The organism is Streptomyces sp. NPDC057877, assembly GCF_042796855.1.
Taxonomy (GTDB): domain Bacteria; phylum Actinomycetota; class Actinomycetes; order Streptomycetales; family Streptomycetaceae; genus Streptomyces.
In genome coordinates, this window is the sequence record NZ_JBHVMS010000002.1 from 105,712 (window position 1) to 130,465 (window position 24,754).

Consider the following 24,754-nt stretch of genomic DNA (forward strand, 5'->3'; position numbering starts at 1 on the left):
GCCCCCGGGGGTGGTGACAAGCGGGCACGAGGGGCGCGAATGCGGGCGCACACCCGCACACCGGCGCACTCGGACGCCCGGGGGTGCCATGTCTCACACTCGAGGACCCCGGGAGGAGTCACGGTAGATCAGATAGAGCGTGGTGCCGATGACGGCGAAGAGACCGACGACTCCCACCGGCAGCAGCCCCATCAGGACGTCCTCCTCGACCCCCAGGGCCAGCAACAGCCGGGCCGCCAGCAGCCCGCAGCCGAGGGGCAGGAACGCCGTGCCCAGTCTGCGCGCCAGCAACTCCGGACTCATCCCCGGGCGGGGGCTGCCCGTGCGCCAGGCGAACCGGACGTACTTCGCCGCGAGCCCGAACGGGTTCGCCACGAAGACCAGGCCGACCAGGAGGAACAGGGCGCCGACCACCGTGAACATGGATCCGGGCTCCTTTCGGTGAGGTGCGGTGCGTGTCAGGGAGGTGCTGATCAGTGAGGTGCGCGGGGCCGCCGGTGGCGGGAAGCCGTACGGGCTCCCCGCCACCGGCGGCCGGTGATGACGCCGCTCAGGACATCAGTGGACGCCCGTGCACGTGTAGGAACCCGACACGTCGAGTTCCGGCGTGGTGATTCCGTACTCGATGGACCCCACCGGCACGCCGTCGCTGTTTCTCACCACCCCGGTGATCGGCGCGCCCACCGAGCAGGTCGCCGAGGTGGAGTTGGACGCCTGACCATAGCCGCCGTAGATCCCGATCGGGGCACCGCCCGAGATCTCGCCGCCCACGGTGGTGCCACGGACCTGGCCCCAGTCGTCGGCGTTGCTGTACATCAGGCCGAGGTTGGCCGAGGGGATCGGACCCCAGCCGACCTCACCGCCGTACGTCCCGGTCCAGGCCACGTCGTAGCCGCCGTCCGTCTTCATGACGGCCAGACAGCCGGACGCGGTGAAACCGAGCCCGAGCGCGATGTCGGCCCCGCCGCAGATGCCCGAGGTGTTGTAGTACCCCAGGTCCGAGCCGAGGTAGTCGCCGATGAACGGGACGCTGTTGACGGGGTTGCCCATCTGCGTGCCCCAGTACAGGGCGCCGCCGACGAGGTTCTCCCACAGCGGCGGCTCCTTCGGCTCGCTCGGGAGCGTCGAGGCGTCCCCGTTCGGGAAGGCACCCGGCAGCGTGTTGTTGTACTGCCAGGCGTTGCCCCACTCGCCCGAGCCCGACACCGGGGTGGCGGGGGCGTCCTCGGGGTCGTCGAACATCCAGTCGTTGCTCCCCGCGGGCATCCGCGGGCAGGTGAAGCTGTTGTAGCCCATGCAGTCCGGCTCATGACCGTCGATCTCGATCCGGCTGACCGGGTTCCCGGCGGTGAACGCGTACCGGTTGCCGGTCATCGGGTCCGAGGCGAGCCGCATGTCGGAGAGCGCTCCGGTGTACATGTCCCGGGTGGTGAAGCGGTTCAGCTCCGGGTTGTAGTCACGGAAGCCCATGTCGTACGTCCCCGACGAGACGTCCCAGCGCTTGGCGTTGTAGCGGTAGGGGTTGTACGCGTCCTGCGCCGCCGGGTCGGCCGGGTCGGGCTTGTCGATGCCGGTGAACTCCCCGGCGTCGTCCTTGCCGTAGGCCGAGTAGCCGTAGGTGGCCGTGGTGTCCCCGTCCGTCGCGGTGACGGACTCGACGTCGCCCCGGGTGTTGTAGCCGTACACGCCCAGCTCGTCGGTGGTGCCGACCCGCTTGACCTGCGAGAGCCGCTCACCCCACGGCGAGTACTGGTAGGACGCGGTGACCGCCCCGGCGATCTCCTCGCTGAGCACCTCCGACGACAGACCGAGGTAGCGGTAGTCGGTCGTCTCGCCGTCCGCGGTCTTGCTGGTGGTGCGGTCGAACGGGTCGAAGGTGTAGCGGGTCACCGACTGCCCGCCGCTCTCGGTCAGCTTCGACGTCTCCACCACGTGGTCGAAGCCGTCGTAGGTGTTGCGCGAGACGACCTTGCCCTCGCCGGTGATGGTCGACAGACGGCCGAACGGGTCGTAGTTGTACCCGGCAGCGGCGCCGTCGACGGTCGCCGACAGCAGCCGGTTGCGGTCGTACGTGAACGTCGAGGGCACGCCCTTGACGTTCTGCGAGACGACGTTGGCGTTGTCGTCATGGACGTAGGTCTCGGTCCCGGGGCTGGTCCCGGCCTTCGTCACCGACGCGATCCGGTCCACCGGGTCGTAGGTGTAGTCCGCCGTGACGTCCACATACGCGGAGGGGCTGTCGGCGTTCATCTTCTTGCCGACGTCACGCGCCTTGTTGCCGTTGGGGTCGTAGGTGACGGTGTGCTCGGAGACGAGCGTGCCGTTGGCCTTCCGCTCCCGCTGGGTCTTGACCGCGCTGTCGAGGTAGTAGGTGTAGTCGACGGTGTTGCCGTTGGCCTTGGTCTCCTTCAGCTTCTGGCCGCGGTCGGTGTAGGTGTACGAGGTCACTTCCGGGGTGGTGTCCGTCGCGCTCTTGCCGACGGAGACCGTCTTGACCAGCTCTCGCAGGTCGTAGGTGTACTTCGAGAACTGGTCGGGGTGGGTGACCGTCTCCGGCTGGCCGTTGGCGTCGTAGGTGTAGGTGGTGGCCTTCTTCTCCTGCCCGGAGAGCGCCTCGGTGACCTTCTGGACCTGGTTGAGGCCGGTGTAGGTGACCGTGTAGGCGTCGATGGCCGCGCCCGACGACGTGTCGTCCAGCGAGGTCAGGTTGCCGTTGACGTCGTAGACGTAGGAGAAGGTCTTCTTCTCGGCGTCGGTCTCACCGCTGGTGTCCCGGACCAGCTTGACCGCGTCGGCGACCACGACGCCGCCGCTGTTCTGCGCCAGCTTCAGCTCGGCGCCCTCGGACTGCTTGAGGGAGTACGAGCCGAGCTGCACCCAGGTCCGCGGGTTCGCCCGCTGGTCCTTGGTCACCGACGGCTCGGTGGTGGTGCCATGGGCCAGCGTGTACTTCGCCGTCGACGCGGCCCCCGTCACCTCCGGGTACTTCACGTACGCGGTGTACGTGCCGTCCTTGGGGACGTCCAGCTTCCAGGTGAACGTGTCCGTGCCGGTGCCCGCCGCGTGGGTGACGTGGTCGTAGCCCTGCTGGCCGGTGAGGCTCCCCTTCGTCCAGGTGCCCGTGGCGGTGGTGTTCTGGGTGTCGGAGTTGTCCACCAGGACGACCGACTTACCGGCCGGAACACCGTCGTCCGAGCGGGACTTCAGCTTGCCGTCCGGGTAGTACGACCAGCTCATGGTGCGGTCCGAGGAGCCGCCCGCCGAGGTCAGCGTCCGGGCGGTCTGCTTGCCCAGCGCGTTGTAGTCGTACGTCGTGACGATGTCCCACGGGTCCGTGGTCGACCGCACCCAGCCGTTGTCGAAGTAGCTGTAGGTGGTGTCGTTGCGGACCGTCTGGTCCTTCGACGGCGGCAGCGAGGTCTTCGCCACCCGGCCCACCGCGTCGTACACCGTCTCGGTGTAGACGTTCGGGCTGTTGTAGCGGCCGTCGTTGGGGTCGTACGCCTGGTACTGCTTCACCGGACGGTTCAGCGCGTCGTACTCGGTGCGCGTGGCGAAGTCGTCCGCGTTGGCCGTCGCCGTCCCGCGCGGGCTGATCACCCGGGTGGTGTTGCCGACCTGGTCGTACTCGTACTTCGTGGTGCGGTAGGTGATGGTCGAAGTGCCGTCGTGGGGCGCCTTCACCTCGGTCTGCTTGCCACGCTGGTCGTAGGTGACGGTCGTGGTGTTGTTCTCGGCGTCGGTGGTCGTGACGACCCGCGAGTCCTTGTCGTAGGTCCGCTTGGTGGTCTTCCCGGCGGCGTCGGTGACCGTCGTGACCCGGTGGTTCAGGTCGTAGGCGGTCTTGGTGGTGAAGTCGGTGGTGTCCGCGGTCGCGTTCTTCTTCGGGTCGACGACCGTGACGAGGTTCCCGACGTTGTCGTACTCGTAACTGAGCCTGCCGCCCTCGGCGTTGACGACCGAGGTGAGCTGGTAGATGGCGTCGTAGTGCTGGGTGGTGACGTAGTCGGTGGCGTCGGTGGTCAGCGTGCCCTTGGGCTCGGTCGTCGTCCTGAGGTTGCCGACCTTGTCGTAGGTGTACGCCGTCCGCCGCTCGCCGGACGTCGTGGTGTCCTTCGGCGCGGTGGCCGAGGAGATCTGGTCCGCGGCGTCGTAGGCGGCCGTGGAGACCGCGCCGTTGGGCGCCGTCGACTCCACCACGTTGTCGTTGGCGTCGTACTTCGGCTCCGGGGTGGTGATGAGGACGCCCGGCTCCTTGGGCACCTGCCGGACCTTGGGGCGCCCGAAGGCGTCATAGGTCTGGGTGGTCCTCGCGTTCAGCGCGTCGGTGACCGCGGTGACCTGGCCGCGCTCGTCGTAGTCGAACAGCGTCGACTTGCCCAGCGGATCGGTGATCCGCGCCGGGTAACCCGTCGGACCGAACTCGCTGTTGGTCGTCGGGTTGCCGTTGGCGTCGGTCGCCTTGGTGAGCTGGCCGTAGGAGTCGTAGTCGTAGGACGTGGTGTAGTCACCCGCGGTCGTGGTCGCCACGCCCTTGGGGTCGGTGACCGTCTTCAGGTTGCCGAAGGTGTCGTAGCCGAACTGCCAGGCATGGCCCTCGGGCGAGGTCTTGCGGAACAGGTCGGCGGAGTAGCCGTCGGCGCGGGTCTGGTACGCGTACGTCGCCGCGTTGGCCGGGTACGTACCGGGCGCGCAGTCGGACTGCGGCGGGACGCCGGTCCTGTTGTTCTCCGCGTCGCGCTGCCAGAGCGGGTAGCCCGTCTTCTGGTCGTGGCAGTACGCGGTCTTCGCGCCGTTGGCCTCCTCCAGGTACGTGACGTTGTTGTCCGCGTCCCACGCCATCTTCGTGCTCTGGGACTTGGCGTTCACCGACTCCACGGGGCGGCCGAAGTCGTCGGTGACGTACTTCGTGGCGTGGTTCTCGGCGTCCGTCACCGTGGTCCTGGTGAAGCCGGTGTTCACGGTGTCGGCCGCGTAGACGAACCCGGTGTCGCCGCCCAGGCGGTCGGTGATGGTCTTGGCCCACCAGTGGTACTTGGGATCGTCACCCGCCGTGGGCGTGTTGTACGCCAGGGAGGTGGCGTTGCCGCGCGGGTCGGTGGCCTTGACCAGCTTGACGTTCTTGTTGCCCTGGGTGGCGTCGTAGGTGAACTTGAAGACCTTGGGCTGCGTGGTGCCGTCACCGTCGGTGAACTGCCCGAGCAGGCCCTTGTCGGTGTAGTGGAAGGAGATCTTCCGGCCGGAGATGTCCCTGATCGACTTGATGTGGTCGTAGATCTTCGCGTTGGTCAGGTTGGAGCCGGTGACCTTGGCGCCGCTGTCGTTGACGTAGTCGTACGACGCGTCGCCCTTCTTGTAGTAGTCGACCGTGAGGGACTGACGGCCCGCCGGGTCGGTGATGTACGTGAGGAACTTCGTCGGCTTGTTGTTGGACTTGCGCTCCTCGTACGTGTACGTCTGCGTGTTGCCGTTCCGGTCGACGACCGAGGTCAGATAGCCGTCGCAGCCGAAGAAGAAGCGGGTGCCGTCCGGGCGCAGCAGCGTCCAGGCGTCCGGGACCGGGTCCTTGTCCGGGGTGCAGTCCAGACCCGCCTTCATCGACAGCCGGTAGTGCACGCCCGCGGGCGCCTTCCAGGTGCCGTCGTCCTGCTTGCGGAAGACGTGCGTGGTGCCGTCGCCGTCCGGGAGGCGGACCTCCGTCGGGTTCGGGTTCGGGTGGAAGTCCAGCGGCGCGCCCAGCCGGATCGGCCCGGCCAGCTGTGCCGACCAGCCCGCGCCCGTGACGGTGTCGGAGGTGTCCAGCGAGTTGTACGCGAACCGCGCGAACGTCGACAGACCCCGGCCGGGGTTGGTGAACGCGTTGTACGACCAGACGCTGTTACCGGCCGACAGGTTGTTCATCACCGTGGATCCGGCGCCGGTGTTCTTGCCGGTGTAGGCGTAGAACTTCTCCAGGCCCAGGGTGTTGGAGGTGGGGTCCTCGACCGCGATGTTCTGCTTCAGGCCGGGGATGCCGCCGGTGCCCGCCGACAGCCAGCTGCCGGTGGTCTTGTCGAACAGGTCCCAGGTCAGGACGTAGTCCGTGCGCTTGTTGCCCGAGGCGGAGTTGATGGGCGTCTTGACCTGTGCCTGGAGGGTGATCGTGTCACCGGGCACGACGTCCTTCGGCAGGGCCGTCTGGACCTGGTTGCCGCCGGTGGTGGCGTCGGTGCCGTCCGGGAGGGCCCAGGTGTAGGACAGCGCCCGGTCGGCGGCCCGCCAGGTGGTGTCGGTGGTGTTGGTGAGGGTGAACTCGACCGAGTAGTCCGAGTTCGGGGTCATCCGCGCCGGGGTCTTCGGCGCGTGGTACGTCGAGGCGGTCGTCGCGTCGATGTAGGTGACGACCATGCGCGGGCGCAGCCGCTTCTCGGAGGCCTCCGAGGAGAGGAAGACGCTGCGTTCCTGCTGGACCGACTCGTTCTGCATCTTCAGCACGACGCCCTGGCCGGTGCCCGTGCCGCGCACCCAGTCCTGCACCAGGCCGGTGGCGTTCCAGTCCTGGCGGGCGGGGTCGTTGCTCATCGCCGGGACCGTGTCGGCGAGCGCGGCGCCGAAGTCGCCGCCCGGGGTCGTCCAGTTGGTGGTGGCGTTGGCCTTCACCCAGGTCGCCGTGGACTCGTCGAAGTCACGGGTCAGCGGGCGCATCTCGTAGACCGCGCCGGAGGCCCCGGTGGTGGTCTGCGTGCCCCACAGACGCAAGGTGGCGTCCATGACGCGGGCGGACGCGGGGATGCCCAGGGCGGGGAACTTCAGCGCCGCACGGGTGGTGCCGTAGGTGGTGGAGTTGTTGCCGACCGTGAGCCAGTTCTGCGGCACCCCGTCGGTGAGGGTGTCGTGCGGGGTGGTCGACTCCGTCGAGGACAGGGTGGTGTCCTGGGCGGCCTCGACGACCTTGGTGGTGCGGCCCGCCTTCGGCAGCCGGACCAGCTGGGTCGGCGCCGGGGTGACACGGCCGTCCTTGGTCTTCACGGCGACCATGTAGTAGTACGCCCGCCCGAACGGGTCGGAGCTGTCGGCCGCGGTCGGGGTCGCCGAGGTGTCCGTGTAGGACGTGGTCCCGTCCGGGACCGGGGCGACCAGGGTGGCGGCGGACGGGGTGAAGGTCTGGAACACCGAGCGGTGCACCTGGTACTCGGCGATGTCGTCACCGGTCGCGGTGGACGGATCGGCGTAGCCCGACCACTTCAGCTCCGCGCCGGTGTCGTGGATCGTCGTCGGCGGGTCCAGCTCGACGCCCGGACGGCCGTAGGTGAGGATCAGCCGCGGGTAGTTGGCGGTCTCACCGCCGTAGCCGAACTCGCTGCCCTCGTAGCGCGGGCCGCCCTTGGGGCCGCTCGCGGACTCGTCGCCCGCCTTGACGACGAAGCCGTGGTTGTCGTGGGTGCCGTCGATCCACTGCTGGACCGTCTTCGTCACCGGGAACGAGTGCCAGGCGTTCACCTGCGAGGGCTGCTTGGTGACCACACCGCCCTTGGTGAAGCGGACGGAGTCCGCGAGCACCGCGGTGCTCGTCGACGCCGGACCGTCACCGAGGACGACCTTGCCCACGGTGCCCGCCTTGAACCGGTGGGTGCCCAGCGTCTTCCACACGCCCGCGCTGCCCGCCGACTGGTCGACCGCGTAGGTCTTGGAGCCGCCGTCGTAGGTGACGGTGTAGGGGGCGTTCGTGGCACGGTCGGCGGCGGGCACGTAGTGCGCCTCGACCTGGTACTCGCCGTCCTCCGGCAGGTTCGGCTGCCAGGTGTAGGTGTCGGCGGTGACGGAGTCCTTGTTGTACAGGTAGTCCTGGTTGGTCGCGTACTGCGTGTACGCCGTGTTCCCCGAGGCGGGCCAGGAGCCCTTCGCGGCCGTGGTGCCCAGGTCACCGTCGTCGACCAGCACCGAGGTGCCGGACAGCTCACCGGTGAGGTCCTTGGCGTTGTTCCAGGTCGCGCTCGACTCCGACCAGGCGCCGGTGGCGCGGTGCGCCTCCAGTTGCACCTCGGTGCTGCCGGTGGTGTGGGTCTGGTCGTAGTACAGCTGGAGGTCGGCCGAGTCCAGCCTGGTCCCGGCCGGGACGCTGCCGATGGGGAACCGGAGCAGGGCGCGGGAGCTGCCCGTGCTGGTGTTGCCGACCGACAGCCGCCAGTTGTCGTCGTAGTTCGACGCCGGGCCGTCCGACGAGATCATCACGTCCTGGGCCGTGGTCGGTGTCGGCGCGATCTGGATCGTCGGATCGATCGTGACCGGATACCGCCGGTCCTTCGCCGCCAGCCACTGGGCGTCCGGGACGACGGTCAGCTTCCAGCCGTCGCCGTCCCGGGTCAGCTTCTGGGTGACCTTCGTGCTGTAGGCGGTGCCGTACGGCGACTCGCGGTCCTTCTTCGCGTCCGTCATGAACGCCGCGGGCATCACCAGCACCGGGTCGGTCGACTCGCCGTGGAACGCGATCGAGCCGTCCTTGCGCGCCTTCGGTGTGAGCCCGTCGGTGTCCAGCGTGAAGGTGAAGGACACCGGCCCGTCCGGGGCCTCGGCGAGGACGATGTTCTCCTTCACGCGCCCGGGCCCGACCTGGTACGTCAGATCGGCGCCGGACACCGCGTCCTCGTAGGTGACGGTGTCACCCTGGGCGACCGGTCGCAGCTCCCCGGCCCGTGGCAGGCCGACGGTCACGGCGTGCCCGTCCGCGGACTCCACCCGAAGGAGTCGTTCCGCGTCCGCACCGAACCAACTGCGCGTCGCATTGCTGGTGTTGCCGAACTCGAATCCCTTGCGGCCGCTTTCCCGGACCGTGGGATCGATGTCCTTCCAGGACTTCCCGGACCGGTAGGCGGTGGGGGCGGCCGAGACCTCCGCCTGCACCCGCCCGTCGGAGAGCTGCCAGAACCGGGCGTTCGCGGTGCGCCGCCCGGTCAGTTCCTTGACGCGCTTCGCCTTGGGCGCGTTCTTGCCCCGGGGCAGCTTCTGCCGGTCGGCTATCCCGGCCTCGTCGTGCGACGGTGGTTCGGCGTCCGTGTCGCCGTCCTCGCCGTCGTCCGCGAACCAGCCCTTGACGGTGTCGACGACTCCCTCGCCGTCGTCGGATGCTGGTGCGGCGTAGGCGAGCTGGGGCAGCGCGGTGCTCATCACCGCGGCTGCCACCAGGCAAGCCGTCACTCTTCCCAATCTGGGTCTCACGCCAAACCTTCCTGATGGAAACTGGCTGAAAATGCCGTCCCCAAGGCGTTTCCCAAGTGCCCGGAAAATGCCGTGGGAATGGCGCCGGGATTTCTAGTCAGGCGGCTGATGCCATGTCAACCGATTAGACAGTTCAGACAGTTGGCGGCAAAACGGCATTGCGTGGCCCGGCGCTGTCTGAATTGTCCGCACAGTGGCGGACGGGTATCGGCGTCGGGTATAAAGCCCCCGGTCATCGCCCGGGGACGGGGCGAATTGCTATTCGGAGGGGGAATTCCATGGCTGTCGCGGAGGAGCGCAGGGATGACGCCGGGGAGGAGCACAGGGGCGACGCGGGGGAGGAGCGGGCCGAGTCCCGCTCCCGACGGCCCGACCGCTCCGGACTGTTCATCGCCGGAGGGATACTCGCCGCCTGCGCGGCACTGGTCGGCTACGGGATCTTGGCCGGAACCGGCGGGGACGACGACAAGCCGGAGCGCCGGGTGCCCACCGCCGCGGTGACCTACGAGGTCACCGGCACCGGCACCGCCGACATCACCTACCAGGCCCGCAGCGAGTCCGGGAAGGCGGTGGTCGTCGAGGCCGCCACCCTGCCGTGGCGCAAGACCGTCGACGTGCCCCTGGGCCGGGAGGCGGTCGTCTCCATCACCCTCGGCGAGAAGGGCGGCGAGGCCCGCTGTGCCGTCGCCGTCCGCGGCAGACACGTCCAGGGCGCCACGGCGGCGGGCGAGTTCGGCCGCGCCACCTGCTCGGGCGCCCTGCCCCGGCGCTCACCCACCCCCGACGCCCGAGCGGGAAGATCCGCACCGAATATATACCCCTAGGGGTACCTGTCCCGGGACCAATGGCCCCATGCCCCGCTTCCCCACCCGCACGACAGTGGAGGCATGGGCAAACACATCGTGATCCTCGGTGGCGGAACCGCGGGCACCATGACGGCCAACCGCCTGTGCCGCACCTACGGCAGGGAAGAGGCCCGGGTCACGGTCGTCGACCAGGACGCCGACCACCTCTACCAGCCCGGCCTGCTCTTCGTCCCCTTCGGGGCGGCCCGCCCGGACCACCTCGTCCGGTCCCGCCCACGGCAGTTGAGCCCGGCCGTCGGCTACCAGCAGGCGCCGGTCGAACGGGTCGACCCGGACGCGCGGACGGTGCACCTCGCGGGGGGCATCCGCCTGGACTACGACGTCCTGGTGATCGCCACCGGCGCCCGCCTGCTCCCGGAGGAGACCGACGGGCTGACCGGCGACGGCTGGGGCGAGAAGGTCTTCACCTTCTACGACCTCCCCGGCGCCGTGGCCCTGCACGCCGCCCTGGAGCGCTTCGAGGGCGGGCACCTCGTCGTGGACGTGGCCGACCTGCCGCTCAAGTGCCCGGTGGCACCACTGGAGTTCGCCTTCCTCGCCGACTGGTACTTCCGGCGCCGGGGCATCCGCGACCGGGTCCGGCTGACCTACGCCACCCCGCTGGACGCGGCCTTCACCAAGCCCGTCGCCGCCAAGGCGCTCGGCGGGCTGCTGGAGCGCAAGGGCATCGAGCTGGTCACCGAGTTCACGCTCGGCGAGGTCGACGGCGCCGGTGGGCGGCTGGTGTCGTACGACGACCGTGAGCTGCCCTTCGACCTGGCGGTGGTGGTGCCGCTGCACGGCGGCGCCGCGTACGTCGGCCGGTCCGAGGGCCTCGGCGACGAACTGGACTTCGTCCCCGTCGACCCGCACACCCTCCAGCACCCGGACCATCCCGAGGTGTTCGCGATCGGCGACGCCGCCGCCCTGCCCGCGTCGAAGGCGGGCTCCGTGGCCCACTTCGAGGCGGAGACGCTGGTCCACAACATCGGCCGCTTCCTCACCGGGAAGTCGCCGGACGCCTCCTTCGACGGCCACGCCAACTGTTTCGTCGAGACCGGCTTCCACAAGGCCCTGCTGATCGACTTCAACTACGACACCGAGCCGCTGCCCGGCCACTTCCCGACCGCGCTGGGCCTCCCGCTCCTGAAGGAGTCCCACGCCAACCACCTCGGCAAGCTCGCCTTCGAAGCGCTCTACTGGCACGCCCTGCTGCCCGGCCGGGAACTGCCCGGCGTCGGCCCGGCGATGCCCGAGCGCGGCAAGAAGCACCTCCACGCCTGAGGACAAGATCCACCTCCACGCCTGAGGACAGGAGACCCCCGAAATGCCCACCGCCACCTACGCCGACACCGCCGTTCCCGTCGACGACGAGGGCTTCTTCACCGACCCCGGCCGGTGGACCGAACCCATGGCCGAGCAACTCGCCTCTGAGGCGGGCATCGAGACACTGACCGACCGGCACTGGACGGTCATCCGCTTCATGCGCGCCCGGTACGCGGCCGACGGCACCGGACCCACCGTCCGGGTGCTCGGCAGGGCCTCCGGCGTGCCCGTCAAGGAGCTGTACCAGCTCTTCCCCAAGGGCCCGGCCAAGACCGCCGCGAAGATCGCCGGGATTCCCAAGCCGCGCGGCTGCATCTGAGGAGGGCGCCCGCCATGACCGACACCGCCACGATCGAGAAGGTCTCGATCATCGTCTCCAAGGGGTCCCTGGAGGGGATCTACCCGGCCCTGATCATGGCCAACGGCGCCCGCGCCGAGGGCGTCGAGGCCAACCTGTTCTTCACGTTCTTCGGTCTGGACGCCATCACCAAGCGGCGCTGGGAGCACATCAGGCTCGCCACCGTCGGCAACCCCGGCCTGCACCTGCCGACGGTGCTGGGCGGCCTGCCGGGCATGCCGGACCTGCTCACCCGGTACCTGGAACGCAAGATGGCCAAGCTGGACATCCCGCCCATCCCCGAGTTCATCGAGATGATCGCCGACACCGGCGCGGGTCTCTACGCCTGCAAGGCCTCGGTCGACCTCTTCGAACTCACCAAGGACGACCTCGTCGACCACGTCCAGGGCATCATCACCGTCGGCGAGTTCTACGAGCACGCGGCCGGAGGCCAGATCGTCTACACCTGACACGGTCGCCCCGCGGAGCGTCCCCGGCGCGCGGATCCGCCGGAAGCCTGTGATGGTGAAGGGGAGAGGATCTCCGATCCTGCGGCCTGGGCGGTGAGCGCGGTGACGGACAACGACGAGCACCCTCCACCCTCGTACGGCGCGTCCGTCGACCCGCTGGGGGACCCGTTCCTGCGGACCCGGTTCGCCGTCCCGGCCAGACCCGCCACCTTCCTGCGGCGGGAACGGCTGATCGAGCACCTGGACCGCTCGCCGACGCCGCTGACGATGATCAACGGTGCCGCCGGAGCGGGCAAGACGCTGCTGGCCGCCGACTGGGCGGCGGGTCTGCGGTCGCCGGTCGCCTGGCTCACCCTCGACGCGGCGATCCAGGGGCCGGGGATGTTCTGGGCCCATCTGCTGCAGGCCCTGCGCACCAGCGGGGCGCCGGGTGCCGAGGGGATCGGCCCGCCCGTCGACGCCAGCCGGGTCGACCGGGCGCTGCTGACCCGGCTCGCCGCGCGGCTCGGCGGCGGCGACCGGACCGTGACGGTGGTGCTCGACGAGTACGACCGCGTGACCGCCCCGGAGATCTCCGAGCAACTGGAGTTCGTGCTGCACCACGCCGGGCCGGGACTGCGCCTGGTCCTCGTCACCCGCACCGAGCCGCTGCTGCCGCTGCACCGGCACCGCGCGGCGGGCACGATGACCGAGATCCGGGGCGCCGAACTCGCCTTCACCCCCGAGGAGACGGTCGCCCTGCTGGAACGGCACGGGCTGCGCCTGACCGTGCAGGCCGCCGCCGCCCTGGTCGAGCGCACCCGGGGCTGGGCGGCCGGGCTGCGGCTGTGCGCGCTGGCCGCGCGGGAGAACCCGGACCCGGAGCGCTACCTGAAGGAGTTCGAGGCCGGGCACAGCACGGTCGCCGACTTCCTGCTCGTCGAGGTCCTCAAGCGGCAGCCGCCCGCCACCCAGGACCTCCTGCTGCGGGTCAGCGTCCTGGACCGCTTCTGCGGCGAACTGGCGAACGCGCTCACCGGGCGCGCCGACGCCGGACCCGTCCTCACCGGACTGCACAGCGAGAACGCCTTCGTCGAGGACCTGGGCCACTCCTGGTACCGCCTGCACCCCCTGTTCCGGGAGATCCTCCGGGCCCATCTGCGCGAACGCCGCCCCGGCCTGGAACCCGAACTGCACCTGCGGGCCGCGCGCTGGCTACGGTGCTGTGGCGCCCTCGGCGACACGCTGGCCCACGGCGCCGCCGCCGGGGACTGGGACTTCACCACCCGGGCCCTCGTCGACGAGCTGGCGATCGGCCAGCTCCTCACCGGCCTGCGCTCCGGCGACCTCGCCGACCTGTTCTCCGGCATGGGCCCCGAACCGACGAGCCCGGCCGCCAACCTCGTACGGGCCGCACGTGACCTGTCCCGGCGCGACCTCGACCACGGCCTCCCCCCTCTGCGGCGCGCCGAGGAACAGCTCGACGCCTCCGGCCCCGCGGCGGCCCGGCTGAGCTGCGCCCTGCTGGAGACGGTGGTGGCCCGGCTGACCGGATCCCCCGACCACGCGGAACAGGCCGTGCGGAGCGCCCGGGAGGCCGAGCGGGAGGTCCCCGCGCAGTTGCTCGACAGGCATCCGGAGCTGCCCGCCCTCCTGATGACCCACCTGGGCTCGACACGGCTGTGGGCCGGACGCTTCGACGAGGCGCGCGCCGCGCTCACCACCGTCGCGGCCGGTACCGCCGGGGCCGCGACGGCGCTGCCCCGGGGCGACTCCCTGCAGCACCTGGCGCTCCTCGACTACCTCGACGGATGGCCCACCCGGGCGGAGCGCAAGGCCACCGCGGCGGCGCACGGGACCGTGCGGAGCGGTTCGCCCGAGCCGTCCGGCGGGGAACTCGGACGGCTGGTCCTGGCCGCCGTGGCCGTCGACCGCAACGAACTGGCCGAGGCCCGGACCCTCCTGCACGACACGCCCCCCACGGTGCCGCAGGACCCGGTGACGGCCGCCGGACGGTCCCTGGCGACGTCCCGGCTGCTGCTGGCCCAGGGCAGGGCGCGCGCCGCGCTCGCCGCCGTCGAGCCGGGCGTGCGCGCCGACGTGGCCTCCCCCTGGGCGCGCTGCCACGCCGCGCTGGTCGCCGGGGCCGCCCATCTGGCCGAGGGCCGCCCCAGGGAGGCGGCCGAGGTGCTGGAGGAGGTGGCCGGGGAGGAGCCCGCCTGCGCGGTGGGCGCGGCGCGGGCCCGCCTCGCCGCGGGCGAGGTGGACGCCGCCCTCCGGCTGCTCGACGACATCGACGCCGAGGGGCGCACCGGCCCGGCGGTGCTCGTCCGGGTCGCCCTGCTGCGGGCGCAGGCCGCGGACGCGGCGGGCGACACCGGCACCGCGCGCAGGCTGCTCGCACAGGCGCTCACGGAGGCCCGTCGCGAGCGGCTGCGCCGCCCCTTCCTGGAAGCGGGCGGCTGGCTCCGGCCGCACCTGGGCACCGCGCCGCTGCGGCACCTGGCCGCGGGCTGGCTCCTGCCGGGGCCCGCCGCCCCGCCCGCCGCGCCCGCGCCGCCGCTGGTGGAGCCGCTCAGCGGACGCGAACTGGACGTGCTCCAGCGGCTCGCCCAGATGATGTCGACCGAGGACGTCGCCGCCGACCTGTACGTGTCGGTGAACACGGTGAAGACCCACCTCAAGAACGCCTACCGCAAACTCGCGGTGAACCGCCGCCACGACGCCGTACGCCGCGCCCGGGAACTGGGGCTGCTGTGAACAGGCGGCGGGCGCGCCGGACCGGTGTACCGGCGGGGTGCGGACCATGAGGCACTGGCGGGCGCTGATCGTGCTCGGGACGGCCCAGTTCCTGATGGTGCTGGACACCTCGGTCATGAACGTCTCCATCAGCCAGCTGGTCGAGGACTTCGACACCGAGGTCACCGCGATCCAGGCGGTCATCACGCTGTACGCCCTGGTGATGGCCGCGTTCATGATCGTCGGCGGTCGGCTGGGGGACCTGCTGGGCCGCCGTCGGCTGTTCGTCCTCGGGCTCGTCGTCTACGGCACCGGATCGGCGCTGACCGCCGTGGCACCGACGCTGTGGGTGCTGGCCCTGGGCTGGTCGGTCATCGAGGGGCTCGGTGCCGCGATGGTGCTGCCCGCCATGGCGGCCCTCGTCGCGGAGTCCTACCGCGGGCGGGACCGCGCCGTCGCCTACGGCGTGATCGGCGGCCTCGCGGGCGCGGGCATCGCGGTCGGCCCGTTGCTCGGCGGCTGGGTGACGACGTATCTCAGCTGGCGGCTGGTCTTCGCCGGTGAGGTCGTGGTCGTCCTCGCCGTCCTCGGCTGCCACCGGGTGATCGCCGAGTCCGCCCGCGCCGGGCCGCGCCCCCGGCTGGACGTCGTCGGCGCCGCCCTCTCGGCGACCGGCCTCGGGCTGGGCGTGCTCGGCGTGCTCCAGAGCAGCAGCTGGGGCTGGGTGCAGCCGCGCAACCCCCCCTTCACCGTGCTCGGCTTCGCCCCCACGCTGTTCGTCATCGGCGCCGGAGCGGCCGTCCTCGCCCTGTTCGTACGGTGGCAGCGGCGGCGGGACGCCCTCGGGGCCGAGCCGCTGGTCCATCTGTCCCTGCTGCGCGGACCGGTGCTGAGGTCCGGCCTGCTGACGCTGCTGAGCCAGAACCTGATCCTGCTGGGCCTGTTCTTCACGATCCCGCTCTACCTCCAGGTGGTGCAGGGCTTCGACGCGTTCGAGACGGGGCTGCGGCTGCTCCCCGTCTCCGCGACCATGCTCGCGGCCTCGATGTGCGCCTCGCCGCTGGCCCGGATCGCGGGGCCGCGCCGGGTGGTGCGGCTCGCGCTGCTGGTCCTGACGGCGGCGATCGTGTGGCTGCTGGCCACCATCGACCCGAGGATCGACGACGCCCAGTTCGCCGGTGCCATGGCCGTGCTGGGCCTGGGCATGGGCCTGCTCGCCTCCCAGCTCGGCAACGTCGTGCAGTCCGGGGTCGCCGAGCGGGAGCGCAGCGAGGCCGGGGGCCTGCAGTTCACCGCCCAGAACCTGGGCTCCGCGCTGGGGACCGCGCTCATCGGCTCGCTGCTCATCGGCGCGTTGGCGCACGCCTTCACCGCGCAGGTGGACAGCGACCCGCGGCTCTCGTCCGAGGCCCGCGAACAGACCGGGGTCGCCCTGCAGTCCGGGGTCTCCTTCGTCCCCACCGACCAGGTGCGCACGGCGGCCGAACGGGCCGGGCTGCCGCCCCCGGAGGTCGAGGCCCTCACCGACTCCTACGCGGCGGCCCAGCTCGACGGCCTGAAGGCGGCGATCCTCGCCACCGGCGGCATCACCCTGGCCAGCCTCCTGGTCACCCGCGGCCTCCCGGCGGACCGGGTACGGCGTTCCCCTCCGACCGGCGACGGGCGGCGAGCGCGATGAGGACCCACCCACGCGCCGACCCGGCGGCGCGGTCGGAACGCCGGGCGCACGCCGACTACAGCGGCGGTGTCTACGGCTCCCTGCTCGCCGCCTCCGTGGTGATCGGCGCGGGCAGCCTGGGCGAGTTCCCCCGCGCGCAACTGGTCGTCCTGCTGATCCTCACCGGCATCGTGTTCTGGGTGGCGCACGTGCACGCCCAGCTGTTCGGCGCCCGGCTCGCACAGCACGTCCTGGACCGCACGACCGTGCTGCACGTGTGCCGCGACGAATGGCCCATCGTCAAGGCGACCGTCCCCCCGGCCGTGGCCGTCGCCGTCAGCCCCCTCCTCGGTCTCGACGTGCCCGAGGCCCTGTGGCTCGCCCTCGCCGTGGCGGTCGCCGGGCAGGTGGGCTGGTCGCTCGCCGCGGCCCGGCGGGCGGGGGCCTCGGCGCGGCAGCTCGCCCTCACCGCCACGGTCAATCTGGTCCTCGGCCTGCTGATCATCTCGTTCAAGCTCGCCGTCACGCACTGACGCCACGGCCGGTGCACGGCGGCGGTTCACCTGCGCAGGGTGAGGTGGCACCGCGTTCCGGGGCGCGACGATGGCCCCAGCCCAGCAGGTGTGCCATTCGGCCGTCGGCGGGAGCACCGCACATGCGCTACGAGATCCGCGTCGAGGGACACATGTCGGAGACGCTGGCCAAGGTCTTCCCGGAACTGGAGCACGTGGGGATGTCCGGGCAGACCATCCTGTACGGACCCGTCGTCGACGACGCCCACCTGTACGGGCTGCTCGCCCGCCTCCAGGCGCTGGGCCTGCGCGTGCTGGAGCTGCGGCAGCTCCCCGAGTGACGTCACAGCCCCGCCCGCACCCGGACCCTGCCCGTGCGGGCCGCCTCGCCCAGGGCCCGGAAGTCCCGGTCGTTGAGGTCGGCGTACGCCTGGGCGAACTCGGTGAGCGCGCGGTCGAAGCGGTCGCCGCCGCCGAGGTACGCCGCGAGGGCGACGGGGTCGCCGGAGCGGGCGTGCGCCCGTGCCAGGCTGGCCCCGCACAGCCGCCCGAACAGCCGCAGCAGGCCGGGATCCATGGTGTCCGGCCGGGCGATGCCCTTCCAGTCCCGCAGCTGGCGCACATAGAAGTCCCGGCCGCGTCCGTCGAGGCCCACGACACGGGTCCAGCCGAGGAAGATGTCGCTGGTGGTCTGGAGCAGCCGCTGGCCGGACACCACCCGGCGCCCCTGGTTGTCCCAGCCCTCCCCGTCGGTGTGCGCGGCCAGCACCGACTCCTGCGCCTCCTTGGCCTGGAGCAGCAGGGGATCGTCGTCGTCCCGGCCGAGCATGAGCAGGATCCAGCAGCGGGTGCCGACGCTGCCCACCCCCACCACCTTGCGGGCGATGTCCACCAGCCGGTAGCGGCGCAGCAGATGGCGGCGCTCCGACGACAGGGTCTGCGCGTACCGCTCCACGACGTCCCGCAGCTCCTGCTCCTGCCGGTTCAGGGACGCGTCGGTCAGCAGGTCCCGCAGCGGTGTGACGAGCGGCGGGTCCGCCGCGATCCGGCGGCCCTCGGGAGTGGCCCGGGTGAGCTTGGCGTAGGCCTGGAGATGGGTGCGGGTGCGGGCCCGGGCGGTGGCCCGGGCGGCGCGGCGTTCGGCGGCCCCGCCCAGCGACGAGGCCAGCAGGTCGCGCAGCCGGTCGGCGTCGTCCTGCGCGTACCAGACGTCCAGGGTGCGCATCCCGGCGAAGTCCCGCATCCGCGTCCGGTACGCCCGTACGCACTCCCGTACGGCACTGTCCTGCTCCGCGGTGGAGAAGCCGTTGGCGCGGCCCGCGATCGCGAAGCTGGCCGCCAGCCGTTTGACGTCCCACTCGAACGGCCCGGCGAGGGTCTCGTCGAAGTCGTTGATGTCGAAGACCAGATGGCGCTCCGGGGAGGCCAGCAGCCGGAAGTTCAGCAGGTGCGCGTCCCCGCACAGCTGGGTCGCGAGACCGGTGCCGGCCAGCCGTCCGAGGTCGGCGGCCATGATCGCGGCGGCGCCCCGGTAGAAGCGGAACGGGGACTCGAGCATGCGGCCGTACCGCAGCGGGACCAGCTCCGGCACCCGGGTGGCCGACTGCCGCTCGATCACCCCGACCGGGTCGGGCCGGTTCCCCGCCGCCTCGATCCGGGCGTGTCCGGAACGGGGCGTACGGTTGCGCGCGCTCCTGCCGTAGGCCGCCCGTTCGGCCGGTGACAGCAGGGCCGTGAGGCCGCTCGGTGCCGCCATGACTCGCCCCCTTCTCTCCGCGTGCGAGGCACGCGTCCACCTCACCGCCGCGCTGACGTGCGCGGCTCACCCGTCCCGGGTGATCCCGGACGCGGGGCACGGCGGGACGCTGGCCCGGTGCGGCCCTCGTACGCCGCCGTGGCTGCGGCCTGGCGTGGCGGCCTGGCGGCCGTTTTACCGACAGCACGCGAGGAGACCCCTGATGGCTCCGCCCGAGCATCCCGAACCCATGGGCCCAGGCCGCGGCGCCAAGGCCCCCGCCGCCCTGACCGCCGAGGAGTACGCCGCCTTCGTACGGCACCGCCGGACCGCCGCCGTACGCCACCGCAGGGCGCGTTGGGCGGGCGCCTCGGTGCTGCTCCTCCTCACGCTGCTGTTCGCCCCGCTGGCCGTGGTCGCGGCCTGGGTGGACGACACGGTCGCCGACACCGACCGGTACGTCGAGACCGTCGCGCCGCTGGCGTCGGAGCCCGCCGTGCAGGACGTCATGGTCGACCAGCTCACCGACCGGGTCGTGGCCAACGTGGACATCGAGGCGGTCACGACGGCGCTGAGCGACGCGCTCGCCGACGCCGGGGCACCGCCCGCCGTCGTGGAGCGTTCACAGGCGCTCGCCGGGCCGCTGCGGGCCGCCGTGACCAGCACCGTGCAGGGCATCGTGCACCGCGTGGTCACCAGCGACGCCTTCCAGCAGGCGTGGGAGGGCGCCAACCGGCGCACGCACGCGGCGGTGGTCGGCATGCTCACGGGCGACGACCGCGGAGCCCTGCGCGCCGAGGGCGACCAGATCACGCTGGACCTCGACCCCGTCGTCGACGAGGTCCGCGAGCGCCTCGTCGACCGGGGCTTCGACAAGGCCGCCGCGATCCCCGCCCCGGACCGGCAGATCACCCTGTTCGAGACGGACAAGCTGTCCGACGCGCAGGACGGCCTGCGCCTGCTGGACGTCCTGGGCGTCTGGCTGCCCGTGCTCACGGTCGCGCTGGCCGCCCTCGCCGTGTGGACGGCCCCCGCGCACCGCGTCATGCTGATGATCACGGCCACGGGCGTCGGCCTGACGCTGGTCGTGCTGCTCGTCGCGCTCGCCGTCGTACGCCGCGTCTACCTCGACTCCGTGCCCGCCTCCACGCTGCCCCCGGACGCCGCGGCGGTCGTCTACGACACCTTCGTGCGGTTCCTGCGCGACAGCACCCGCACCCTGCTCGTCGTCGCCGTGATCACGGTGCTGGCCGGGTATCTGTACGGCCCCGGGCGCGGGGCCCGCGCGGTGCGCAGCGTGGCGGGGCGCGGCGCCGACGCGGCGGGGCGCTCGCTGCGGCGAGCCGGAGCCCACACCGGGGCGACCGGCCGCTGGCTGGCCACCCACCGGTCCTGGACCACCGGCGTCGTCCTCGGGTGCGGCGCGCTCGCCCTGCTCCTGTGGAACCGGCCCACGGTCGGCGTGGTGGCCCTGGTCGCCGGACTGGTGGTGATCGTGCTGGCCGCCCTCGCGGTGGCCGCCGCGACCGCCGAGGACTTCACCCGCCCCGGGTGAGGACGCCGTGGCCGCTCCCGCCCACGCTGAGGGCAGGAGCGGGTCCGGCACACCGGCCCCCCGCCCGAGACGGAGGCAAGCGATGAGCACTGACGTGTACCTCGCCTACGACTATCCGCTGCTGAGCATGTTCTGGACCATGCTGTGGTTCTTCCTGTGGATCATGTGGTTCATCCTGCTCTTCCGGATCATCGGCGACATCTTCCGCGACGACACCCTGAGCGGCTGGGGCAAGACGGGATGGCTGGTCTTCGTGATCGTGCTGCCCTTCCTCGGCGTGTTCGTCTACCTCATCGCCCGCGGCAGGGAGATGGGCCACCGCGAGATCAAGCACGCCCAGGCACAGCAGCGGGCGCTCGACGACTACATCCGCGAGACGGCCGCCGGGGGCAGCCCCCCCACCAGCATCGACGAACTCGCCAGGCTGTCGGACCTGCGCAGCCGCGGTGACATCACGGACGAGGAGTTCAGCCGCGCCAAGGAACTGGTCCTGAGCGGCACCGGAGGAAGCGAGGTACGACGATGACCGCCACACACCCGCCGGGGGCGCACCCCGCCAAGTACGCATGGGCTTCGGGCCTGATGGTCTTCGCCGCCGTCATGCTCACGCTCGCCGGACTCCTGGACATCTTCCGCGGCATCATGGCGATCGCCGAGGACGACGTCTTCGTCACCACCAGCGACTACGTCTTCGAGTTCGACCTCACCGGCTGGGGCTGGATCCACCTCGTCCTCGGAGTGGTCGCCGTGGTCATCAGCCTCGGGCTGTTCCAGGGCGCGCTGTGGGCCCGGGTCGCCGGTGTCGCCATCGCCGGGCTGATCATCATCGCCAACTTCCTCTCCCTGCCGTACTACCCGGTGTGGTCGGTCGTCATGATCGCGATGTCCGGGTTCATCATCTGGGCGCTGTGCGTCGCGAGGAAACCCGAATAGGCCGGGGCGAGCCGCCTACAACCAGCCCCGTCGCTTGAACACCACGTACAGGCTGACGCAGACCAGCCCCATCAGGGCGACGGCGAAGGGGTAGCCCCACACCCAGTGCAGCTCCGGCATGTGGTCGAAGTTCATGCCGTAGATCGTGCCGACGAGGGTCGGGGCGAAGAGGATCGCCGCCCACGCGGAGATCTTCTTCAGCTCCTCGTTCTGCGCGAACCCGGCTTCCGCCAGCGCCCGCATCTCCGCGTTCTGCTGCTGGTTCACCAGGGTGGAGTTGACGGTGAGGATGTCGGTCAGGGCCTGGCGGAAGCCGTCGACGCGTTCGCTGGTGTGGGTGACGTGGTCGGCGACGTCCCGCAGATAGCGCTGGAGTTCCTCGTCGGTGCCGTACTTGGCGAAGCCCGCCATCAGGCCGTGCAGCATGCCGACCAGGGGGCGGGTGGCGCGCTGGAACTCCACCATTTCCCGGGAGAGTTCGTAGATGCGGCGGGACACCTCGGGATCGCCGCGGAAGACCTCCGTCTCGATCTCGTCGACGTCGTTCTGCACGCCCTCGACGACCGGCGCGTAGCCGTCGACCACCGCGTCCAGGATGGCGTACAGGACGGCCTCCGGGCCGAGTCTCAGCAGCTCGGGGCTGTCCTCCATGCGGTGGCGTACGGCGGTCAGGTCGGGGGCCGCGCCATGCCGCACCGTGATCACGAAGTCGGCGCCGACGAAGACGTGCAGCTCACCGAAGTCGACCTCCTCCGGCGCGTCGAGATACCGGGCGGCGCGCAGGACGACGAACAGGGTGTCGCCGTAGCGCTCCAGCTTGGGACGCTGGTGCGCCTCCAGCGCGTCCTCCACGGCGAGCGGGTGCAGATCGAACTCGGCGGCCAGCGACAGCAGTTCCCGGTCGGTGGGGCGGGCGAGACCGATCCACGCCATGCCGGACGGCTGCTCGCGCAGCCCACGGTAGGTCTCGGCGAGCGTCGCGGGGGAGGAGACCCGGACGCCGTCCCGGTACAGGGCCGACTCGACGACGCTGCCGGGTTCGGCGGGCGGCGGCTCCGGCGGGGCCGCGGGCGGCGCCGGGGGGTGCGGCTCCGGCGGACCCGCGGTGGGCCGCGACCGGCGCCAGACCGGCCTCAGTGCGTTCTTCGCGCCGGGACGCGCGCGTCGCTCGGGCATCGCGGCTGCCTTCCGGTCGGGCCGACGTCTGCGTTGATCACCGAGCAGGATATACGGGGGTGAAACCGGCCCCCTCGCGGACAGAAGGTGTCCGCAAGCCGCGCTAGCGTGCGACGTATGACGAAGACGGCCACGACGGCGCCCCTCCTCACCACCCGCGCCCTCAACCGCGCCACCCTCGCGCGCCAACTGCTGCTGCAGCCCGTACGGATGACGGCCGCCGACGCCGTGGGGCACCTGCTCGGGCTCCAGGCGCAGAACGTCAAACCCCCGTACCACCAGCTCGCCGCCCGCCTCGACGGCTTCGCGCCGCAGGAACTGTCCCGGCTGATGGCCGACCGGCGGGCCGTCCGGATCGTTACCATGCGGTCGACCATCCACACCCACACCGCCGACGACGCCCTCACCCTGCGTCCCCTGGTGCAGCCCGCCCGGGACCGGGAGATCAACGTCTTCCGCCAGGGCCTCGTCGGCGTCGACCTGGACCGCCTCGCCCGGCTTGCGCGGGAACTCGTCGAGGCCGAGCCGCGCACCATGCGGCACCTGCGGGACGCCCTGGGCGCCGAGTGGCCGGACGCCGACCCGCACGCGCTCGCCGTCGCCGCCCGCTGCAGGCTGCCGCTCGTCCAGGTCACCCCGCGCGGACTGTGGGGCAGGAGCGGGCAGGTCGCCCTCACGACCGTCGAGCACTGGCTCGGCCGCCCGACCGCACCCGCCCCGGCCCCCGACACCGTCGTCCTGCGCTATCTCGCCGCCTTCGGCCCGGCGTCCGTGAAGGACATGCAGACCTGGTCCGGCCTCACCCGGCTGCGCCCCGCCTTCGAACGGCTCCGCCCGCGACTGCTCACCTTCCGCGACGAACACGGCGTCGAGCTGTTCGACCTGCCCGACGCGCCCCGCCCCGACCCCGCGACCCCGGCCCCGCCACGGCTGCTGCCCGAGTACGACAACCTGCTGCTGTCCCACGCCGACCGGACCCGGGTCGTGCCCGCCGAGCACCGCGGGCGCACCTGGCAGGGGAACACGGCCTACCCGACGCTTCTCGTCGACGGCTTCCTCGCGGGGGTGTGGAAGCTGCGCGACGACGCGCTCGTCATCGAGCCGTTCGGCCACCTCACCGCCGTAGAGCGCGAGGCGGTGGGGGCGGAGGCCGAGCGGATGCTGCGGGTGCTGCACCCGGGGGAGTCGTACGACATCCGGTTCGGGACCGTCGTCACCGGGTGACCGGCATCCGGTCCGGTGTGGCTCCGGCATGGAGAGGGGGCGCTGCGGGCCGCTCGTGGAGGCCCGCAACGCCCCCTGGTATTCACCTGAGGGGTACTCAGGAGTCGTGGGCCGGTGGGCCGCCGGTCATGAGGCGACCTGCGCGGTCACCAGGCTGGAGAAGGTCGTCAGCCGGGTGTAGACACCCGGGTAACCGGCCTCCGCGCAGCCCTGGCCCCAGGAGGTGATCCCCGCCAGGACGCCCCCGATCAGCAGCGGACCGCCGCTGTCGCCCTGGCAGGTGTCCACGCCGCCGGAGGAGTACCCGGCGCACACCATCTCCGCCGCGACGAACCGGGAGCCGTAGGAGCCCGCGCAACTGCTGTCGGAGACCGTCGGCACCGTCGCCGTGCGCAGTTGGTTGGAGGAGCTGCCGCCGGAGCGGGTGGTGCCCCAGCCGAGAATTCGAGCGGTGGTGCCCGGCGCGTACACGGCGGTGTCGGCGGCGGACACGTACCGGGCCGTCGTGTACGGCATCGACGTGGACAGCGTCAGCACGGCCACGTCCTCGCCGCGGGTGGCGGTCGAGTAGTTCGGGTGGATCCAGATCCGGCTGACCCGGCTGACCGTGCCGTTCGTGCCGTTGAGGTAGGTGCGCCCGCCGACCACCCGGACGCTGCTGGTGGTCTCGCCGACCATGCAGTGCGCGGCGGTGACGACCTTCGTCGGGGAGACCAGGGTGCCGCCGCAGAACTGGTTCTGCGAGGCGTCCGTGATCTGCATGACGAAGGGGTAGGCGGTCGTGGTGGTCGTGGTGCCGCCGACGATGGGCTGGGGCGCGGCGACGGCGGCGGGGGCGCCCAGCAGCGCGGTGGCGGCGGCGGTGGCGGTGACGGCGAGCGCCACGGCACCGTGTCTGACGGTCCTTCTGGCGCGGTCGAGCCCGAACATGAGTCTCCTCGTGTGGCCGGTGGGGGGTCGCGCGGGGTGGGCCCGAGCGAGCGGCACGGCCCTTACGCTAGGGCCGCCCCGGCACTCGCCCAATGAGGGAACCCCCTAGGGGCAAGGGAGTTGGAGAGGGAAAACCCTCGG

At 71.6% G+C, this 24,754-nt stretch carries 17 protein-coding genes; 12 read left to right on the plus strand and 5 right to left on the minus strand.

The features are described from left to right. Window positions 1–93: 93 nt before the first annotated feature. Window positions 94–423, minus strand: a complete 330-nt coding sequence (locus ACFVQG_RS04420) for a hypothetical protein (RefSeq protein ID WP_383376722.1) — start codon at window positions 421–423, stop codon at window positions 94–96. 135 nt (window positions 424–558) lie between these two features. Then, window positions 559–9,144, minus strand: a complete 8,586-nt coding sequence (locus tag ACFVQG_RS04425; RefSeq protein WP_383377920.1) for a DNRLRE domain-containing protein — start codon at window positions 9,142–9,144, stop codon at window positions 559–561. A gap of 329 nt (window positions 9,145–9,473) precedes the next feature. Here ACFVQG_RS04425 and ACFVQG_RS04430 point away from each other — a divergent pair, with 329 nt between their 5' ends. The 8 genes from ACFVQG_RS04430 (at window position 9,474) to ACFVQG_RS04465 (ending at window position 17,401) form a co-directional block, all read left to right on the plus strand. Further along, a complete protein-coding gene (locus ACFVQG_RS04430) occupies window positions 9,474–10,019 on the plus strand; it encodes a hypothetical protein (RefSeq protein ID WP_383376724.1) in 546 nt (181 codons plus the stop codon). A gap of 63 nt (window positions 10,020–10,082) precedes the next feature. Further along, window positions 10,083–11,324 carry an NAD(P)/FAD-dependent oxidoreductase gene (locus tag ACFVQG_RS04435; protein WP_383376726.1) on the plus strand — a complete coding sequence of 414 codons (1,242 nt, stop codon included), beginning with the start codon at window positions 10,083–10,085 and terminating at the stop codon, window positions 11,322–11,324. A gap of 43 nt (window positions 11,325–11,367) precedes the next feature. After that, a complete protein-coding gene (locus tag ACFVQG_RS04440) occupies window positions 11,368–11,685 on the plus strand; it encodes a TusE/DsrC/DsvC family sulfur relay protein (RefSeq protein ID WP_383376728.1) in 318 nt (105 codons plus the stop codon). A 14-nt stretch (window positions 11,686–11,699) separates the two neighbouring features. Continuing rightward, window positions 11,700–12,173, plus strand: a complete 474-nt coding sequence (locus ACFVQG_RS04445) for a DsrE/DsrF/DrsH-like family protein (RefSeq protein WP_383376730.1) — start codon at window positions 11,700–11,702, stop codon at window positions 12,171–12,173. Between the two features lie 102 nt (window positions 12,174–12,275). Continuing rightward, window positions 12,276–14,912 (plus strand): LuxR C-terminal-related transcriptional regulator, encoded by a 2,637-nt coding sequence (locus ACFVQG_RS04450; RefSeq protein ID WP_383376732.1) that lies wholly within the window; start codon window positions 12,276–12,278, stop codon window positions 14,910–14,912. A 46-nt stretch (window positions 14,913–14,958) separates the two neighbouring features. Continuing rightward, window positions 14,959–16,569: an MFS transporter gene (locus ACFVQG_RS04455; RefSeq protein ID WP_383376734.1), complete on the plus strand. Its 1,611-nt coding sequence runs from the start codon at window positions 14,959–14,961 to the stop codon at window positions 16,567–16,569. Then, window positions 16,566–17,081: a hypothetical protein gene (locus ACFVQG_RS04460; RefSeq protein WP_383376736.1), complete on the plus strand. Its 516-nt coding sequence runs from the start codon at window positions 16,566–16,568 to the stop codon at window positions 17,079–17,081. The genes ACFVQG_RS04455 and ACFVQG_RS04460 overlap by 4 nt, the downstream gene beginning before the upstream one ends. Window positions 17,082–17,203: 122 nt before the next feature. Continuing rightward, window positions 17,204–17,401 (plus strand): hypothetical protein, encoded by a 198-nt coding sequence (locus tag ACFVQG_RS04465; protein WP_383376738.1) that lies wholly within the window; start codon window positions 17,204–17,206, stop codon window positions 17,399–17,401. 2 nt (window positions 17,402–17,403) lie between these two features. On the opposite strand, the gene ACFVQG_RS04470 is transcribed toward ACFVQG_RS04465, so the two are convergent. Then, window positions 17,404–18,816, minus strand: a complete 1,413-nt coding sequence (locus ACFVQG_RS04470; RefSeq protein ID WP_383376740.1) for a DUF2252 domain-containing protein — start codon at window positions 18,814–18,816, stop codon at window positions 17,404–17,406. Window positions 18,817–19,018: 202 nt separating this feature from the next. Here ACFVQG_RS04470 and ACFVQG_RS04475 point away from each other — a divergent pair, with 202 nt between their 5' ends. The 3 genes from ACFVQG_RS04475 to ACFVQG_RS04485 all read left to right on the plus strand — a co-directional run bounded on the left by ACFVQG_RS04475 (window position 19,019) and on the right by ACFVQG_RS04485 (window position 21,283). Then, a complete protein-coding gene (locus ACFVQG_RS04475) occupies window positions 19,019–20,350 on the plus strand; it encodes a hypothetical protein (RefSeq protein ID WP_383376742.1) in 1,332 nt (443 codons plus the stop codon). Between the two features lie 82 nt (window positions 20,351–20,432). Continuing rightward, on the plus strand, window positions 20,433–20,876 hold the full coding sequence (locus ACFVQG_RS04480; RefSeq protein WP_383376744.1) for an SHOCT domain-containing protein: 444 nt from the start codon (window positions 20,433–20,435) through the stop codon (window positions 20,874–20,876). Then, on the plus strand, window positions 20,873–21,283 hold the full coding sequence (locus ACFVQG_RS04485) for a hypothetical protein (RefSeq protein ID WP_383376746.1): 411 nt from the start codon (window positions 20,873–20,875) through the stop codon (window positions 21,281–21,283). Before ACFVQG_RS04480 ends, ACFVQG_RS04485 begins: the two co-directional genes overlap by 4 nt. A 15-nt stretch (window positions 21,284–21,298) precedes the next feature. Here ACFVQG_RS04485 and ACFVQG_RS04490 read toward each other — a convergent pair whose 3' ends face one another. Further along, on the minus strand, window positions 21,299–22,459 hold the full coding sequence (locus tag ACFVQG_RS04490) for a magnesium and cobalt transport protein CorA (protein WP_383376748.1): 1,161 nt from the start codon (window positions 22,457–22,459) through the stop codon (window positions 21,299–21,301). Window positions 22,460–22,576: 117 nt separating this feature from the next. On the opposite strand from ACFVQG_RS04490, the gene ACFVQG_RS04495 reads away from it, so the two are divergent. Next, window positions 22,577–23,683 carry a winged helix DNA-binding domain-containing protein gene (locus tag ACFVQG_RS04495; protein WP_383376750.1) on the plus strand — a complete coding sequence of 369 codons (1,107 nt, stop codon included), beginning with the start codon at window positions 22,577–22,579 and terminating at the stop codon, window positions 23,681–23,683. A gap of 126 nt (window positions 23,684–23,809) precedes the next feature. Here ACFVQG_RS04495 and ACFVQG_RS04500 read toward each other — a convergent pair whose 3' ends face one another. Continuing rightward, complete coding sequence (locus ACFVQG_RS04500; protein WP_383376751.1) at window positions 23,810–24,613, minus strand: S1 family peptidase; 804 nt, start codon at window positions 24,611–24,613, stop codon at window positions 23,810–23,812. Between the last annotated feature and the right edge of the window lie 141 nt (window positions 24,614–24,754).